The following is a 15647-nucleotide window of genomic DNA, read 5'->3' on the forward strand; positions in this document are numbered from 1 at the left end:
TGCCGAAACCAGGATGGGCCAACGAATTCAAAAAGAATTCGTTGGCCCATCTTTTTTATAGTATTAATCAATCATAGGTTCTAACACCAAGAGATTTATAATTAAGTAATCCATCAATTAGAGCCTCTTTAGTATTATATAAAGGTGCTAACGCTTTATATTTTTTATCGATAAAACCTTCTTCAATCATATGATCAATCAAAGTTTGAAGCGGATTAAAGAATCCATTTAAATTAAAGATGCCGATTGGTTTTTGATGTATACCAATTTGTGCCCAGCTATACATTTCGAAAAATTCTTCAAGAGAACCAGCTCCTCCTGGTGCCATAACAAAAGCATCTGCTAATTCAGTCATTTTTTCTTTGCGTTCGTGCATTGAGTCTACAAGAATGAGCTCACTTACTTTTTGACTAGTAATTTCACGTTCATCTAACATTTTAGGCATCACTCCAATTGCATGGCCTCCGTAATCTAGTACGCCGTCTTGAATAGCGCCCATGATACCTACTGAACCAGCTCCAAAAATGAGTTCATAACCTTGTTCAGCCATATATTTTCCTAATTGATACGCTTCTTTAACATAAATGGGATTATTCCCTTTACTTGCTCCACAATATACTGCTATACGTTTCATTTTGTATCCTCCATTAATTGATTAAGTAAGGTTTGAAAAACATCACAAAAATACTGTCGGTCTGCTTTTGAAAAAGGGGAGGGTCCTTTATGACGTCCACCTTGTTTTCTAATTTGTGCATTATTATAACGCTGTTGAAGTAATATATCTATATTATTTTCGTTATAGATAAATCCTTTATGATGCATTATAATTCTAGCTTTCTTTAGTAATAAACTAGCTAATCCATAGTCTTGAGTAATCACAATATCACTCGTTGTTACAAGTTGTATAATTTTGTAATCAACTGCATCTGGTCCATCGTCAACGTATAGTATATTTACATGACTTGGATAATGAGAATGAGAAAAATGACTAAAGCTCCGTAAAATCGTAACAAAAAAGCCTGTCTCAGCTGTTAAATCAATAATTTCATTAACGACTGGACAAGCATCACCATCAACAAATATGGTTGTCATTATTTATTTGTAACCTTTTCTGAATGTAACGCTTTATCTTGAGTAATAATACTGTCAGCATTATAGTTATCATATTTCTTCATTTCTTTAATTCGCTGTTTTTCATTATGTTTTTGAATTTTTTCTTCTTCTTTATGACGTTTATCAATATTTTTTTGAAGTTTTTTCTCTAATTTAGAAGATTGTTTATGGTTCTTTTTAGCTAATTTTGATCCTTTTTTCTTAATATATTTAGGATCATTTTCTTTAGCAATTTTTTTGAGTTCACGTTTATTATCGAACTCTTGTTTTTTATCACCAAGGTAATCTTTAACACTAGATGCCTTATTTGCTACCGTATGTGTAGCATGTGAAGTTGCATGCGAAGCTTTTTGAACATCTGGATGAGACTTCATTTTTTTACGTTCTACAACTAGTGGTACGATAAATATCGGTAACACGTTAATTGCTGTTTTAATAACTTGTTTTTTGTCCATACTCGTTCCCCCCATAAAATTTTCTTTCTCTTTCATTACCCTATGATACAGGAATTCAAACGATTGCACTAGATTAAAATAGTTATCTGAAATTTTTATAAAAAAACACTAAAATTCAAAAAGAATTTTAGTGTGATATCATTAAATTCCTTTACCAATACCGAATCCGAAATAAAGAATAGCAATGAAAATAACTAGTACGATTCGATAAATCGCAAATGGTACTAACTTCACTTTATTAATTAAATGTAAGAACGTTTTAATTGCAATTAAACCGACAATAAATGCTGCTAAGAATCCAATGATATAAAATGGGACATGTGCAAGATCAATATATTGATAATTTTTAAGTAATGATAATGCACTTGCAGCTAACATAATTGGGACTGCCATAATAAACGTGAAATCAGAAGCAGATTTATGATTGAGTTTCATTAATACCCCAGTAGAAATTGTTGATCCAGATCTACTGAAACCAGGCCACATTGCAACTGCTTGAGAAATACCAATGACAAATGCTTGGAAATAATTAATTTGATCGACTGTTTGCGGGTGCTTTACTTTAGTACTGTATTTATCAGCAATAATCATATAAATAGCACCAATGAATAAACCAATCATTACAGTGGGTACACTAAATAAATGCGCTTCAATAAAGTCATCAAAAAGAACACCTAAAATTCCAGCTGGAATCATACCTACTAATACATGGAGTAAGTTCAATCGGCGAGGTTTAGAACGCATTCCCTCACTATGAGCAACATGTTTGTATTTACCGATATGTAACATTTCGAAGTAACGTTCACGGAACACCCATGCAGCAGCAAACACAGAACCGAGTTGAATGACAATTTTAAAAGTAAAAGCTGAATGAGAACCTAAAAATTGAGACGATTGTAACCACATATCATCTACAAGAATCATATGTCCTGTAGATGAAACAGGAGCAAATTCAGTAAGACCTTCTACAATACCTAAAATTAACGCCTTAATAAATTCAATAATTATCATAAGTAACCTCTTTCTTTTATGTAAAAAATGAACTTTCATTTTTGCTAAATGTTTTATTTTAAAAAATTCACTTTATTATCATAGCATATTGAAATAATAATTTACTAATAATTACCGGTGGATATGATAATAATGTCATATTGTTTTGAAATAAAAAAACTATTTTGTTGTATTGTGTGAAAGATAATTAATTCAAAGAAATGACATAATATTGTCACTTAACTTTGAAATCAATTAAATGATTATTTGTGATCAAGCTTCTATAATAAAGCATTAGGTGAAGAAATTTGAAAAATTTAATGAGTTTAGTCTTTAAATATAAATTATTTCCAATTTTTATGGGGATGACTAGTGTATTGTTAGCCATATGTGTAGTGATTCAAAATATTGGAATTGCTGGGTTTTTGAATCAAGTCTTGTACCACAAGGTTTCAGCTATTTATCCATTGTTATTTACTATTTTAATCGTATTAATTTTGAGAGTAACGTTTAATATGTTGAATCAACGATTAGGTGATATTTTAGCTTACAAAGTTAAACATGACCTTCGTCAAAAAATAGTAACAAGTAAGTCTAAAGCTTCAATTGGCGTACAAACAAACATTTTAACTGAAGTTATAGATGGAATTACACCCTTTTTTAATAATTACTTGCCACAAGTGTTTAAATCTATGTTCATACCTTTCGTCATTATTATTGTAATGTGTTTTATACATCTTAATACTGCTATTATTATGGCGGTTACTGCACCATTTATTCCATTATTTTATATTATTTTTGGCTTGAAAACACGAGACGAATCTAAAGAACAAATGACGTATTTAAATCAATTTAGCCAACGCTTTTTAAATATAGCTAAAGGTTTGATTACTTTAAGACTATTTAGACGAACAACGGAGACGGAAAATCGCATATATAAAGAGAGCACACGCTTTAGGGATTTAACGATGAAAATTTTGAAAAGTGCATTTCTATCTGGCCTTATGCTTGAGTTTATAAGTATGTTAGGTATTGGTTTAATTGCACTAGAAGCGACGTTAAGTTTAGTCGTGTTTCACCATATCAACTTTGAAATTGCTGTAATTGCGATTATTTTAGCGCCAGAATTTTACAATGCAATTAAAGATTTAGGTCAAGCCTTCCATACTGGTAAACAAAGTGAAGGAGCAAGTGATATTATTTTTGATTTTTTAAATAATGTTGAAGAATCAAATATCAACACGCCTACCATAAATCAGAATCAGCAAAATCAAATTTATTTCGATAAAGTAAGTTATCAATATCCTAATACGACTCTATATGCCTTAAAAGATATAACTTTTTCGATCAATCAAGGAGAAAAAATTGCAATTGTTGGTCCAAGTGGCGCTGGAAAATCCACATTAGCGAATCTTATTCAGCAAATGATAACACCTACAAAAGGTCGCATTATATTTAATTCTGAAGTTACAGATATAGGTATGTTAAACCAACGGCCATATATTTTTTCAGCGTCTGTTAAAGATAATATTACAATGTTTAATGAGGTTTCAGATGAAAAAATTTTACAAACTTTAGAAACAGTAGGACTTAAAGAAAAGATTTTAAGCTTAAATAAAGGAATTCACACTGTAATTGGTGAAGGTGGGGAAATGTTATCTGGTGGTCAAATGAGAAGAATAGAACTTTGTAGAGTACTATTACTACGTCCAAGTATTCTAATATTTGACGAGCCTACTACAGGTTTAGATATTGAAACTGAACGTGTTGTTCAACAAACATTAGAGCATAACTTTAAGCATGCTACCACAATTACAATCGCACATCGTAATTCGACTATACGTCGTGCAACCCGACGTTTATATGTAAAAGAAGGTCATCTTATTAAAGATGATAATCAAATTTCTACGCAATTAAATAAGGTGGTGAATAAAGATGAAACCACATATTAAATTTCATTTAGATAAAGATTTATTTTTAGCAATATTAGTAAGCATTACCGGAAGCCTAATAGCACTTACAATGTTCTTTTTAAGTGGATATATGGTAACTCAAAGTGCACTAGGCATGCCTATTTACGCATTGATGATACTTGTCGTTTCTGTAAAATTATTTGGATTTTTACGTGCTATGACGCGATATGTTGAAAGGTTATTATCCCATCGAACTACATTTACAATGTTAAGGAATATAAGAGTACAGTTTGTAAAACAACTTTTTCCAAGAGTGCCTAATATTTATCGTAAATTTAGATCGAGTGATTTAATCTCAAGAATGGTCAATAAAGTAGAGTCACTACAAAATATATATTTACGTGTATATTATCCTCCTTTTGTAATAGGTTTAACTGCGCTAATTGCTGCTGTTGCATTAATTTATTTTAGTATTGCTCATGCTATTTTAATTGTCATAAGTATGCTATTTTATTTATGGATTATACCATGGCTAAGTGCTAAGCGTGTACGCATACTTAAACAACAAGTTACTACTCATGAACAAAAAATGTTGGGTGAGTTTTATGATTATAAAGCGGGTTATCAAGAGTTAATTACTTTTAATCAACAAGATGCATATAAAAAGAAAGTCGTTAAGTCATTAGAATACTATGATAGATTACAAGCTAAAGAAAATCGTTTTTTAACATTTTATGATTATATATTGAATCTCATTTCTATTATAACGATTTTTTTAAGTTTAGCTTTAGCCGTGGTACAAATTGAACATGGATATTTAGATGTTATATATGTAACGAGTATGATATTAATGATTTTAACTTTGTTCGAACAGGCTATTCCAATGAGTAATTTTGCTTATTATAAAGCAGATACAGATCAAGCGTTAACAGATATTAATGAGGTGTTTCATTCTTTGATCACTACACCTAAGTTAACTGTACAGACGAAACAAGAACCTGTATTTAGTATTTCTAATCTAAACTTTAAATATTTTAATCAAGAAACATTAGTATTAAACGATATTAATTTAACCATCCATAAAGGTGAAAAAGTAGCTATCATTGGACCTTCTGGTTCAGGAAAAAGTACGTTAATGCAACTGCTATGTGGATTATATGAAATAGAAGAAGGTCGTGTTGAGTTATACGGACAATCTATTACTCAAATTAATGAAAACGATAGATATAATGAAATCAATGCGTTATTACAATCTCAACAAATATTTGATAGTACTGTTAGAGAAAATTTATTATCTAATCAAAAAGATGAAAACTTAATCGATGTTTTAAATATGTTGAATTTAAGTTACTTAAATTTGAACACGCAATTGACTTTAGATGGAACTTCTTTATCTGGCGGTGAAATTCAACGTTTATCTTTAGCACGTTTATTTTTAAAATCATCTAACATTTGGCTATTAGATGAGCCAACTACAGCGCTTGATGAAGATAATACGACCAATGTAATGAAAGAAATTAACAAGCAAGCAGAAACATTAGTTGTTGCTACACATGATTTAGACTTACTTCCATATTTCGATACCATTATCGTAATGGTTGAAGGTGAGGTTGTTGAGTACGGAGATTATGTATCATTAAGTCAAAATAAGGGTTATTTAAATCGCATGATTCATATTAATAAATTATAAAATAAAAAACCTGAGATAGCTTTAAAAAATGATCTCAGGTTTTCTACTATTGATAAATATATAAATTACATTTTGAAATGAATAACTTTAATTAGTTTAGTACTAGCATGTCACATTATTTGCTTTCGGTAAAAGCAGTAATAATTTTACCTAATAGACGATTAAGTTCATGGACTTCATCGTTACTCAAAGAAGAAGCGATGGCAACTTTTTGAGATGCATCACTTAATTCGGGTTTAATATTTTCACTTTTTTCAGTAAGATGAATAAATACTTCACGTTGGTCAATTTCAGAACGTTCCCGTTTAATTAAATCAACGTTCTCCATTCTTTTTAGTAAGGGTGATACTGTACCTGTATCTAAAGCTAATTCAGTGACTACTTTTTTAACATTTACAGGGGATTCTTCCCATAAAATACTTAAAACTAAGAATTGTGGGTAAGTAAGATTGTACTTTTTAAAGACTTTGTTTGAATAGTAGCGATTTACTTGTCTTTGTGCATTGTACAAACTAAAACAAAGTTGCTCTTTTAAATTGTGTTGTTCAGACATTAAAGTTCTCCTCCAGACATTTATCCGTTTCTCTTTATTTCGGATTAAAGTTCGTCTATGTTGTGTAAAATATAAATTATCACACACTTCATTTCAATGCCATGCTAAAATTAAAGTATGCTTAAATTTTAGAAGAAAACACTATTTTAATCAAGTGTAATCTAACGTACATTTTTATAATATTAATTTCAAATACATTTTATATAGAAATGAGTTTTTAAAATGATAAATAATAAAAAACAAAAAATATCTATTACAATAATTAGTGGCTTTTTAGGAAGTGGTAAAACTACACTTTTGAATAATTATATACGCCAATTATTAAAAAAAGATGAGAAAATAACAATTATTATGAATGAATTCGGTTCTTTTGACGTTGATAGTTTACTTATCGAAGAAGATATTACTGTAAAATCATTAATCAATGGATGCGTATGTTGTGACTTAAATAATGATTTAGTATTACAATTACAATCACTTATTAAAGAAGGTGAAAGTCAACACATTCTTATTGAATCGACTGGAATTGCACATCCTTTAGAAGTCTTTGCAGCGTGTCAAGATCCAACAATAGTTAATGACGTGGAAATTCCTAAAATAATAGGCCTTGTTGATGCGTTAAGATTTAATAATAGAATGAAATATACGGTAGAGACGAATGAGTTAATGGAAGAGCAAATTAAATATAGTGATATAATTATTCTTAATAAAATAGATTTAGTGACCCAAGTAGAATTAGAAAATATAAAAAAACAATTGGTTTCTATTAATAATAAAGCAACGATTTACGTGACTACATATAGTAAATTAGATGATGTAGTAGTGAAAAATAAAGCTGCTGATATTAATAGACATGTTCATGTCCACCATCACAATGTACAATCTATGAAATATACGTTTAGTTCTCCTATTGATCGACAATTATTTTACCAATTTATAATGCGTTTGCCAGATGAAGTATTCAGATTAAAAGGATTTGTAAAATTTAAAGATCAGTCGGATTCAACATACGAATTCCAATTTTCAATGGGATTACCTACTTATGGAATAACTGATAGAGAAGTTCCATTAACTATTGTTATTATTGGTGAAATGCTTGATACAACACGTTTGAAAAACCAGTTAGAAATGATTCAATTTACTTAAAATGATTCCTTAATTTTTATGTGAGTGGTTATGAGTATTCTAAATTTCTAATAAATATGTCATAGTCTTGTCATGAGAATAAAAAAATATATCATTTATAATAGAATAAGGAGGATATATTAATGAATCATAATGAAGATAAACGCACTAAACAAATTCGCTTTGAGTTTAAGTGGATTACAATCCCATATTTAATTTTTGCAATTATTATTCTATTGTTAAATATCTTTTTTACAAATATAAAAATCACAATGGCACTATTTGGATTGTTCTTTGGTTATAATTTAGGAATATTGTTTATCGCATTTATTAATAAGTACAAACGTACACTCATATTAACGCTAATTTTAACTATTTTAAGTGCAGCAACTTTCTTTACTTTACTATACGTTTTTGGACTTAATAGAGAAATATTTGGTTAATAAAAGTATTAATCACATCATATAAATTAAGTGAAAGGAGTGACTTTAGAATTTGTATTGAATTCTATAGTCACTCCTTTTAATTTTAAGATAAATAGGGTAGTTAAATGATTAACAAACATCAGTCTAGGAGTGAAAATATGAATATTGGCGTCATTCTCAATAGAGTATTTAGAATAAATAATAATCCATTATTCGAATATATTAATCAACAAAAAGATGAATTTGATAAATGCTATCTTATAATTCCTAAGGAAACATTTGAAGAGAAAGGTACAGATAAAAAGGCAAATTATTATTATGGCACTTTAGAAAAATTTTTACATAAGTTGAAAGAACATCATATAGAACCATATGTCATCGATTATAGTGAACTAGGCATGTTTTGTACTGAACATGATATTAAAGAAATAGTTATGGCAGGCGATATCATGAGTTATCATCAAGAAAGATATGATATTCGACACTTAAAACAAGCATTTAAAAATCACGATATACCCGTAATAACTATTAATGTTAATCATTATTTTAAGCCAAGTAACACGATGAATCAGCAAGGACAACTATATAAAGTATTTACAAGTTTTTATAAAGCACACCGTTCAAAACTTAGACAGCATTCTTCGTATCAATATCATTTAAGTGATATCGCTAATAAATGTAGCCAATCACAACAAACTATAACTAATGATTATCATCATGATGGACAATCAGAAGATCAAGCATTAAATAATTGGAAGGATTATTTAAATCATAGTATTCAAAACTATAAAAAGGATAGAGAGTATCTTCCAGAAGTGCTCACTAGTCAATTGAGTATTGTTCTAGCGTATGGTCTGATAGATATTAAACAAATTATTACAGATTTATTAGAAGGATATGAGGAAAATGAAAATAATTACGAAAGTTTTATTAGAGAAGTAATGTTTCGTGAGTTTTATTATGTTCTTATGGCTCAATATCCTCATATTGCACATGAAGCATTTAATGAAAAATATCGTACTATACAATGGTCTTATAACAAAGAAGAGTTTAATCGCTGGTGTGAAGGTAAAACTGGTTTTCCTATTATTGATGCTGCTATGAATGAATTAAATGAGACAGGATTTATGCATAATCGCATGCGGATGGTAGTCTCTCAATTTTTAACTAAAGATTTGTTTATTGATTGGGCTTGGGGCGAAGATTATTTTAGGAAAAAATTAATCGATTATGATGCAGCTTCAAATGTACATGGTTGGCAATGGTCAGCTTCAACTGGGACAGATGCTGTGCCGTATTTTAGGATGTTTAATCCTACTAGACAAAGCGAACGTTTTGATAAAGACGCTTTATATATCAAAAAATATATTCCTATATTCGATCATGTGCCCGCAAAATTTTTACATCACCCATTTCAATATCAAACACAATTAGTAAAAAAAGGAATACAATTAGGTAAAGATTATCCTGAACCAATTGTAGATCATAAAGTTGCGCGCGAACATGTGATGACAATATTTAAAAATATATAAAAAAAGAGCTAGGGAAAGGAAACAGAGTTCAAATTGAGTTCATGCTCCCACCCCTAGCTTTTTTAAATACATAACTAAGCGTCTTATAAAATTTTTCTACATGAATAGACTGTATTAAATAGAAATATATCAATGTGCCATTCTTATCCCTTTAATGAATAATAAAATGACAAATTGAAGTAGCATCATTAATGAAATAAATATTAAACTACTACCATTTAAGGCACTAATGACTTCTATGATAATAGTAAATGGACGGGTAATTAAATGAACAGTATGAAATCTCAAAAACCTACCCATAAATATTCCTAAACCATTTAAAAACATAAGTGCTATTAATAAACATCGATTTAACCATAGCCTTGAAGTGAAATGAGATAAATGAACAAATATGAGAGCCATGCAATAAATTGCAAAAAATACACTTAGCAGTAAGAAAGTAAAGTATAACCATTCTATTAAATTAAGTTGGACGTAAAAATCAAATGTAAACTGATTGAGATGAATAAGATCAGTAACCATGTAAAATGTATTGGGTACTAATAAAATAAAAATAAGAGCAAAAATAATAAATAGAGGCCATTCAAACTTTTTTCTAGGTTTAAATAAATCTAATAAGAAACATAATTCAAGTGGAATGTAAGCTAAAAATAAATTTAAGCTTACAAAGTTAAATACACGCGTTTCAAATAATGATATTACAAAAAGAATAATAAAATAGATTCTTGCAATATAACGTGAAGTCATAATATGCACTACTTTCTAACGATTTAGTTGAATTATTATAGTAAAGGTTAAAGTCGAAGTAATCAAGAAAAAAGAAGGTAGAATAATTAAAGTTAGAGAAGCATTAATAATTGTAAAATAGATGTGTAATCTGTAAGAAAAGAATCTCAATGATGTTAAATAAAAGTGATAACATATTGTAATGAAGCGGTTGAATTGAGGTTTCTAATCTTGATTGAAAGAGAAATTTTACGATTTTAATCAGTTGAGTCTAGTCTACGAGTCAAACGTTCGATTGATATCACAATCAGTCATCGTAATGAAAATTTCACTTGTTGTTGAAACCATAGCTTTTGTTAAATGTCCACTTAACGTCTCAAAATATTGAGAACCAATGTACTATGTAAATGTGCAAATGGTTAATTATCAATACGAGAAATATTCCCTAATAAACTTGTTCATTCTAATGTTTCATTTATTTCTTTTTTTCATATTCATTTGTTTCCAAATTATAATAGTTTAACACAACCTCATCACAAGCTCCGATACCACTCACTGAATCAAATTTAATATGTTAATGTTGAGCAAAGTGAGTAACCTCTTTTATAATATCTTCTCCATGTTCTAAAACAAGAAGAGAGTGTTGTCCGTTTTTGGGCATCTTATTGTCTTCATTTTTATAATTAGGATAATTTAATTATATATAACATAAATTTAAAATACTTTGAATAAACTATTAAGTAAGATAGTATATTTTAAAATAAAAAATAATATATAATAGTATCTAAATGAAAGATGAAAAATTTAGAATTTTTAACTTTTCTCAGAATATGAATTAGATGAATTTCATTAAGCGTATTTAATTATAGATAAAAGAGAGGTGGTCTTCATGAAAAAACAATTATTTACATTATATTTTAATATATTTTTAATATTCGTTGGAATTGGCCTTGTTATTCCTGTTCTTCCAGTATATTTGAAAGATTTAGGATTAAAAGGAAGCGATTTAGGAATTTTAGTAGCTATTTTCTCATTGTCTCAAATGATTATTTCTCCTTTTGGAGGAAGTTTAGCTGATAAATTGGGTAAAAAATTAATTATTTGTTTAGGATTAGTATTTTTTACAATCTCTGAATTCTTATTTGCTATGAGTCATTCTTTTATACTTCTAATAGTATCAAGAATACTTGGTGGTTTTAGTGCAGGGATGGTCATGCCTGGTGTAACAGGAATGATTGCAGATATTTCTATAGCTAAAGATAAAGCGAAAAATTTTGGTTATATGTCTGCAATTATTAACTCTGGTTTTATTTTAGGACCAGGAATTGGTGGTTTTTTAGCAGAAATATCACATCGTCTTCCATTTTATCTTGCAGGTGCATTAGGTGTTATTGCGTTTGTTATATCTGTAATATTGATTCGCCAACCGCAAAATACAGTGGAAAGTCATCATATTCACTTTGAAACTAAAGAACTTTCTAAAATTCAATGGGGTGTTTTTATTACTCCAATTATCTTAACGTTTGTACTTGCTTTTGGTTTGTCTTCTTTTGAGACGTTATTTTCTCTATATACTTCATCGAAAGCAAACTACGCACCTGGCGATATTTCAATTGCTATTGTAGGTGGTGGTGTTGTAGGAGCAGTATTCCAAATTTTCTTTTTTGATAAATTTATGAGATATACCACTGAACTTACATTTATTACTTGGGCATTATTATATTCTGTTATTGTTATATTTAGTCTTATAATCGCTCATAGTTACTGGTCAATTATGTTAATTAGTTTTATTGTCTTTATTGGATTTGATTTAATTCGTCCAGCGCTAACTAATTATTATTCAAATATAGCAGGTAATCGACAAGGTTTTGCTGGAGGACTTAATTCTACATTTACAAGTATGGGTAATTTTGTAGGCCCATTGGTAGCAGGCTTGTTATTTGATGTTAATATTGAATTTCCTTTATATATGTCTATTATTGTAATGTTATTTGGAGTAGTAATTATTTTCATAGAGAAAAAGTTAAAGTTAAATCGTAGCAGATGTGATTAAATAAGTTTTATATAATAGAAATGTAACAATAAAAAGTCGTTAGGTAATATAACTGTTACAAAGATTACAATTATTTTAAATTGCCTTCTACTGAATTATTTTATCTATATTTGTATGTTAAGATATAAAAAATTCAAAGAGAAGTGTGGGTAAGGAGATGAATTTAAAAAATATATTGTTAAGTGTGGTAGCTATCATTTTATCAATTTGTTTGGCATTTCTATTATTTATCGCAACGAATCAAAATGCCTTAGCTAAGGTACATCGAACAATTTCTACTTTTTCAAAAGTCGGAAGTATTGTCGAAACTAAAAATATATTAAATATAAACAGCAATCACACCGCCGAAGCTTCTGAGAAAAATCAAACGCAACACAAAGCAGATATTCGTCAAAATCAAAACGTTAATTATAGGTTGACTGAGAAAGCTCAAGAAAAATATTTATACTCAACAGAGGAATGTAAAACGATAGTTGAAAATTATATTCAACAAAATTATAAACAGCCTGTAAAGTTAGAGCGTTTGAATGAAACTAATCAAGCCATCACTTTTGAAGCGTATCCAGAAAACAAAAAAGCTGAAGATATAACAATTAATAAAGTGGGTAAAGTTGAGATAATTTCTGCAAATTAAGTTAAATAAAAATGTAATGTAAAATCAGAGTAAGAAAGTGAAATCTAAAGGTTTCTATCTTACTCTATTTTTTATTTGTCACAAAGAGTAGTAAAATTAGATATATAAAGAAGATAAATGAGGTGTTACATTGAAACATAAGAAAACCAATGCAATGAGAATGCTTGATAGAGCTAAGATTAATTATTCAGTAAATACATTTGAAATAGGTGAAGAACATTTAGATGGAGAAACAATTGCGGAATTAGTGCATGCGAATGTGAAAGACGTTTATAAAACGTTAGTGTTAGAAAATGCTAATCATGATCATTTTGTATGTGTTATACCAGTTAGTGAAACATTAGACTTAAAAGAAGCGGCACATGTCATAGGTGAAAAGAAACTTAATTTGATGCCGATGGATGATTTAAAAAAAGTTACTGGCTATATAAGAGGAGGGTGTTCTCCAATAGGAATGAAACATTCGTTTCCAACGATTATTGATGAGTCAGCTTTATCACGAGACAAAATCAATGTGAGTGGTGGTCAACGAGGCATGCAAATTATACTTGAACCTAATGATTTAATTGCAGTTACACAGGCACAAACAGCACGTATTACTCAACATTAAATGTATTAGCAGAGTGAGCAATGATATACATTGTGAATACTCTGTTAATTTTTCGGTTTTTTTGAACGTTTTTGAACGTTTTTGATAATTTTTGATTGAAATATGTAAGCGTAAACACTATAATAAAAGTTGTAAAGGAGTGTTAAAGATGATTTCTGAAAAACGACAAAGTTTAATTTTACAAGAACTTAAGAAAAAAGATTTTTTATCACTTCAAGAGTTAATTGAACGAACAGGTTGTAGTGCTTCAACTATAAGAAGAGATTTATCAAAGTTACAACAACTTGGACGTCTTCAACGTGTTCATGGTGGTGCAACACTTAATAGCCATAGAAACCAAGAGCCTATTTTATCTGAAAAACTGTCTACAAATCTAAAAGAAAAAAGAGAAATTGGAAGAAAGGCAGCTCAGCTCATTGAAGATAATGATTGTATTTTTATGGATGCAGGTTCATCTACAATTGAGATGATTCCATTTATAAAAGCACAAGATATCGTAGTGGTTACAAACGGATTGTCTCACGTTGAAAGATTACTTCATCGAGGTATTAAAACCTTGATGATTGGTGGAGAAGTAAAAGCTACCACTTTTGCTACTGTCGGAGCAAGTGCCCTTGAAGTTTTAAGACGTTATTGTTTTGATAAAGCTTTCATAGGTATGAATGGCTTAGATTTGAATCATGGATTAACCACACCAGATGAAAAAGAAGCATTAATTAAAGAAAGAGCAATACATCAAGCAACCACATCTTATGTTTTATTAGACCATTCAAAATTAGATGAAACATATTTTGCGCATGTCTCAACCAAAGCATGCCATGTTGAGTACATTGTATCTGAGCAATTACGTCATCATAATCGCTACAACGAATACAAAGAGAAATACCACTTTTTAGGAGGTTAATTATGATATATACAGTGACATTTAATCCATCTATTGATTACATCATGTTTACTGATGGATTTGAGCTAAAAGGGCTTAATAGAGCTAGAGAAACATACAAATTTGCTGGTGGAAAAGGTATTAATGTTTCTCGCGTGTTGAAAACCTTAGATGTTTCATCTACGGCATTAGGATTTGCTGGAGGTTTTCCTGGGGAATTTATTTCTAGCATTTTGGAACAAAGCGATATTAATACGGAGTTTATTAAAGTAAATGAAGATACTCGTATTAATGTTAAATTAAAATCCGGCGATGAAACTGAAATTAATGCATCTGGTCCGAATGTGACGTCTGAGCAGTTTGAAGCATTATTAAATCAGATCAGACATACGTCTAAGGAGGACACTGTCATTGTAGCAGGAAGTGTTCCAAAAAGTATTCCGAGTGATGCTTATGCTCAAATTTCAAAAATCACTCAAGAAACAGGTGCAAAATTAGTAGTGGATGCTGAAAGAGATTTAGTTAATACAGTGTTAGAATATCATCCTTTATTTATTAAACCGAATAAAGATGAATTAGAAGAAATGTTTGATGTCACAATTAAATCAGATCAAGATGTCGTTAAGTATGGTAGAGAAATAGTAAAAAATGGAGCTCAATCTGTCATTATTTCTTTAGGTGGAGATGGTGCTATATATGTTGACGAGACAAGAAGTATTAAAGCCCAAAATCCTAAAGGTGAAGTTGTAAATACAGTAGGATCTGGTGACAGTACAGTTGCAGGTATGGTAGCGGGTCTTGAGTTGGGACTATCACTTGAAGAAGCATTTTGCCAAGCAGTAGCTTCAGGTACGGCTACGGCATTTAATGATGACTTAGCATTAAGAGAAGATATAGAAAAAATCAAGTCACAAGTTACAATTTCTGTACTTGATGGGGAGTGAT

Annotated in this window: 15 protein-coding genes and 2 pseudogenes; 10 read left to right on the top strand and 7 right to left on the bottom strand. The window is 29.6% G+C overall.

All coding sequences use genetic code 11. From position 1 onward, the window contains the following. Positions 1-67: 67 nt before the first annotated feature. The 4 genes and pseudogenes from HMPREF2953_RS02385 to HMPREF2953_RS02400 form a co-directional block, all read right to left on the bottom strand. The gene (locus tag HMPREF2953_RS02385; protein ID WP_070671599.1) at positions 68-634 is read right to left on the bottom strand and encodes an LOG family protein; all 567 of its coding nucleotides are present in this window, start codon (positions 632-634) and stop codon (positions 68-70) included. Further along, positions 631-1092: a YaiI/YqxD family protein gene (locus HMPREF2953_RS02390; protein ID WP_049335023.1), complete on the bottom strand. Its 462-nt coding sequence runs from the start codon at positions 1090-1092 to the stop codon at positions 631-633. Before HMPREF2953_RS02390 ends, HMPREF2953_RS02385 begins: the two co-directional genes overlap by 4 nt. A gap of 23 nt (positions 1093-1115) precedes the next feature. Next, a pseudogene (locus HMPREF2953_RS02395) lies at positions 1116-1568 on the bottom strand (hypothetical protein); the annotation flags it as partial. Positions 1569-1709: 141 nt separating this feature from the next. After that, a complete protein-coding gene (locus HMPREF2953_RS02400; RefSeq protein ID WP_002455649.1) occupies positions 1710-2579 on the bottom strand; it encodes an undecaprenyl-diphosphate phosphatase in 870 nt (289 codons plus the stop codon). 287 nt (positions 2580-2866) lie between these two features. On the opposite strand from HMPREF2953_RS02400, the gene HMPREF2953_RS02405 reads away from it, so the two are divergent. After that, positions 2867-4510: an ABC transporter ATP-binding protein/permease gene (locus HMPREF2953_RS02405; protein WP_070671600.1), complete on the top strand. Its 1644-nt coding sequence runs from the start codon at positions 2867-2869 to the stop codon at positions 4508-4510. Then, positions 4494-6161 (top strand): amino acid ABC transporter ATP-binding/permease protein, encoded by a 1668-nt coding sequence (locus tag HMPREF2953_RS02410; RefSeq protein WP_070671602.1) that lies wholly within the window; start codon positions 4494-4496, stop codon positions 6159-6161. The genes HMPREF2953_RS02405 and HMPREF2953_RS02410 overlap by 17 nt, the downstream gene beginning before the upstream one ends. 115 nt (positions 6162-6276) lie before the next feature. Here the strand turns inward: HMPREF2953_RS02410 and HMPREF2953_RS02415 are convergent, their stop codons facing one another. Beyond that, positions 6277-6714, bottom strand: coding sequence for a global transcriptional regulator MgrA (locus HMPREF2953_RS02415; protein ID WP_070671604.1), 438 nt, complete (start codon positions 6712-6714; stop codon positions 6277-6279). Positions 6715-6936: 222 nt separating this feature from the next. Between HMPREF2953_RS02415 and HMPREF2953_RS02420 the strand changes: the two genes are divergently transcribed. The 3 genes from HMPREF2953_RS02420 to HMPREF2953_RS02430 all read left to right on the top strand — a co-directional run bounded on the left by HMPREF2953_RS02420 (position 6937) and on the right by HMPREF2953_RS02430 (position 9796). Beyond that, positions 6937-7860, top strand: coding sequence for a CobW family GTP-binding protein (locus HMPREF2953_RS02420; RefSeq protein WP_070671605.1), 924 nt, complete (start codon positions 6937-6939; stop codon positions 7858-7860). Between the two features lie 122 nt (positions 7861-7982). After that, positions 7983-8282, top strand: a complete 300-nt coding sequence (locus HMPREF2953_RS02425; RefSeq protein ID WP_002449572.1) for a hypothetical protein — start codon at positions 7983-7985, stop codon at positions 8280-8282. 140 nt (positions 8283-8422) lie between these two features. Then, positions 8423-9796: a cryptochrome/photolyase family protein gene (locus HMPREF2953_RS02430; RefSeq protein ID WP_070671607.1), complete on the top strand. Its 1374-nt coding sequence runs from the start codon at positions 8423-8425 to the stop codon at positions 9794-9796. Between the two features lie 129 nt (positions 9797-9925). On the opposite strand, the gene HMPREF2953_RS02435 is transcribed toward HMPREF2953_RS02430, so the two are convergent. Next, on the bottom strand, positions 9926-10543 hold the full coding sequence (locus tag HMPREF2953_RS02435; RefSeq protein WP_070671609.1) for a DUF1361 domain-containing protein: 618 nt from the start codon (positions 10541-10543) through the stop codon (positions 9926-9928). A 255-nt stretch (positions 10544-10798) separates the two neighbouring features. Then, positions 10799-11183: pseudogene (locus HMPREF2953_RS11620) on the bottom strand (PPC domain-containing DNA-binding protein). A 228-nt stretch (positions 11184-11411) separates the two neighbouring features. On the opposite strand from HMPREF2953_RS11620, the gene norA reads away from it, so the two are divergent. From norA to pfkB, 5 genes are all read left to right on the top strand, one after another. Next, a complete protein-coding gene (norA, locus tag HMPREF2953_RS02440; protein WP_070671612.1) occupies positions 11412-12575 on the top strand; it encodes a multidrug efflux MFS transporter NorA in 1164 nt (387 codons plus the stop codon). Between the two features lie 157 nt (positions 12576-12732). After that, the gene (locus HMPREF2953_RS02445; protein ID WP_070671614.1) at positions 12733-13209 is read left to right on the top strand and encodes a hypothetical protein; all 477 of its coding nucleotides are present in this window, start codon (positions 12733-12735) and stop codon (positions 13207-13209) included. A gap of 154 nt (positions 13210-13363) precedes the next feature. Then, positions 13364-13819 (top strand): Cys-tRNA(Pro) deacylase, encoded by a 456-nt coding sequence (ybaK, locus tag HMPREF2953_RS02450; protein WP_172457931.1) that lies wholly within the window; start codon positions 13364-13366, stop codon positions 13817-13819. A gap of 148 nt (positions 13820-13967) precedes the next feature. Continuing rightward, positions 13968-14723, top strand: coding sequence for a DeoR/GlpR family DNA-binding transcription regulator (locus HMPREF2953_RS02455; protein WP_049335031.1), 756 nt, complete (start codon positions 13968-13970; stop codon positions 14721-14723). Between the two features lie 2 nt (positions 14724-14725). Beyond that, positions 14726-15646 carry a 1-phosphofructokinase gene (gene pfkB, locus HMPREF2953_RS02460; RefSeq protein ID WP_070671617.1) on the top strand — a complete coding sequence of 307 codons (921 nt, stop codon included), beginning with the start codon at positions 14726-14728 and terminating at the stop codon, positions 15644-15646. Position 15647 lies beyond the last annotated feature (1 nt).

The sequence above is a fragment of the Staphylococcus sp. HMSC072E01 genome (assembly GCF_001814125.1).
Taxonomy (GTDB): domain Bacteria; phylum Bacillota; class Bacilli; order Staphylococcales; family Staphylococcaceae; genus Staphylococcus; species Staphylococcus hominis.

Bases quoted from the DNA above. Each gene is read 5' to 3' on its own strand.
- HMPREF2953_RS02385 (WP_070671599.1), bottom strand. From the start codon at position 634: ATGAAACGTATAGCAGTATATTGTGGAGCAAGTAAAGGGAATAATCCC.
- HMPREF2953_RS02390 (WP_049335023.1), bottom strand. From the start codon at position 1,092: ATGACAACCATATTTGTTGATGGTGATGCTTGTCCAGTCGTTAATGAA.
- HMPREF2953_RS02400 (WP_002455649.1), bottom strand. From the start codon at position 2,579: ATGATAATTATTGAATTTATTAAGGCGTTAATTTTAGGTATTGTAGAA.
- HMPREF2953_RS02410 (WP_070671602.1), top strand. From the start codon at position 4,494: ATGAAACCACATATTAAATTTCATTTAGATAAAGATTTATTTTTAGCA.
- HMPREF2953_RS02415 (WP_070671604.1), bottom strand. From the start codon at position 6,714: ATGTCTGAACAACACAATTTAAAAGAGCAACTTTGTTTTAGTTTGTAC.
- HMPREF2953_RS02420 (WP_070671605.1), top strand. From the start codon at position 6,937: ATGATAAATAATAAAAAACAAAAAATATCTATTACAATAATTAGTGGC.
- HMPREF2953_RS02425 (WP_002449572.1), top strand. From the start codon at position 7,983: ATGAATCATAATGAAGATAAACGCACTAAACAAATTCGCTTTGAGTTT.
- HMPREF2953_RS02430 (WP_070671607.1), top strand. From the start codon at position 8,423: ATGAATATTGGCGTCATTCTCAATAGAGTATTTAGAATAAATAATAAT.
- HMPREF2953_RS02435 (WP_070671609.1), bottom strand. From the start codon at position 10,543: ATGACTTCACGTTATATTGCAAGAATCTATTTTATTATTCTTTTTGTA.
- norA (WP_070671612.1), top strand. From the start codon at position 11,412: ATGAAAAAACAATTATTTACATTATATTTTAATATATTTTTAATATTC.
- HMPREF2953_RS02445 (WP_070671614.1), top strand. From the start codon at position 12,733: ATGAATTTAAAAAATATATTGTTAAGTGTGGTAGCTATCATTTTATCA.
- ybaK (WP_172457931.1), top strand. From the start codon at position 13,364: ATGAGAATGCTTGATAGAGCTAAGATTAATTATTCAGTAAATACATTT.
- HMPREF2953_RS02455 (WP_049335031.1), top strand. From the start codon at position 13,968: ATGATTTCTGAAAAACGACAAAGTTTAATTTTACAAGAACTTAAGAAA.
- pfkB (WP_070671617.1), top strand. From the start codon at position 14,726: ATGATATATACAGTGACATTTAATCCATCTATTGATTACATCATGTTT.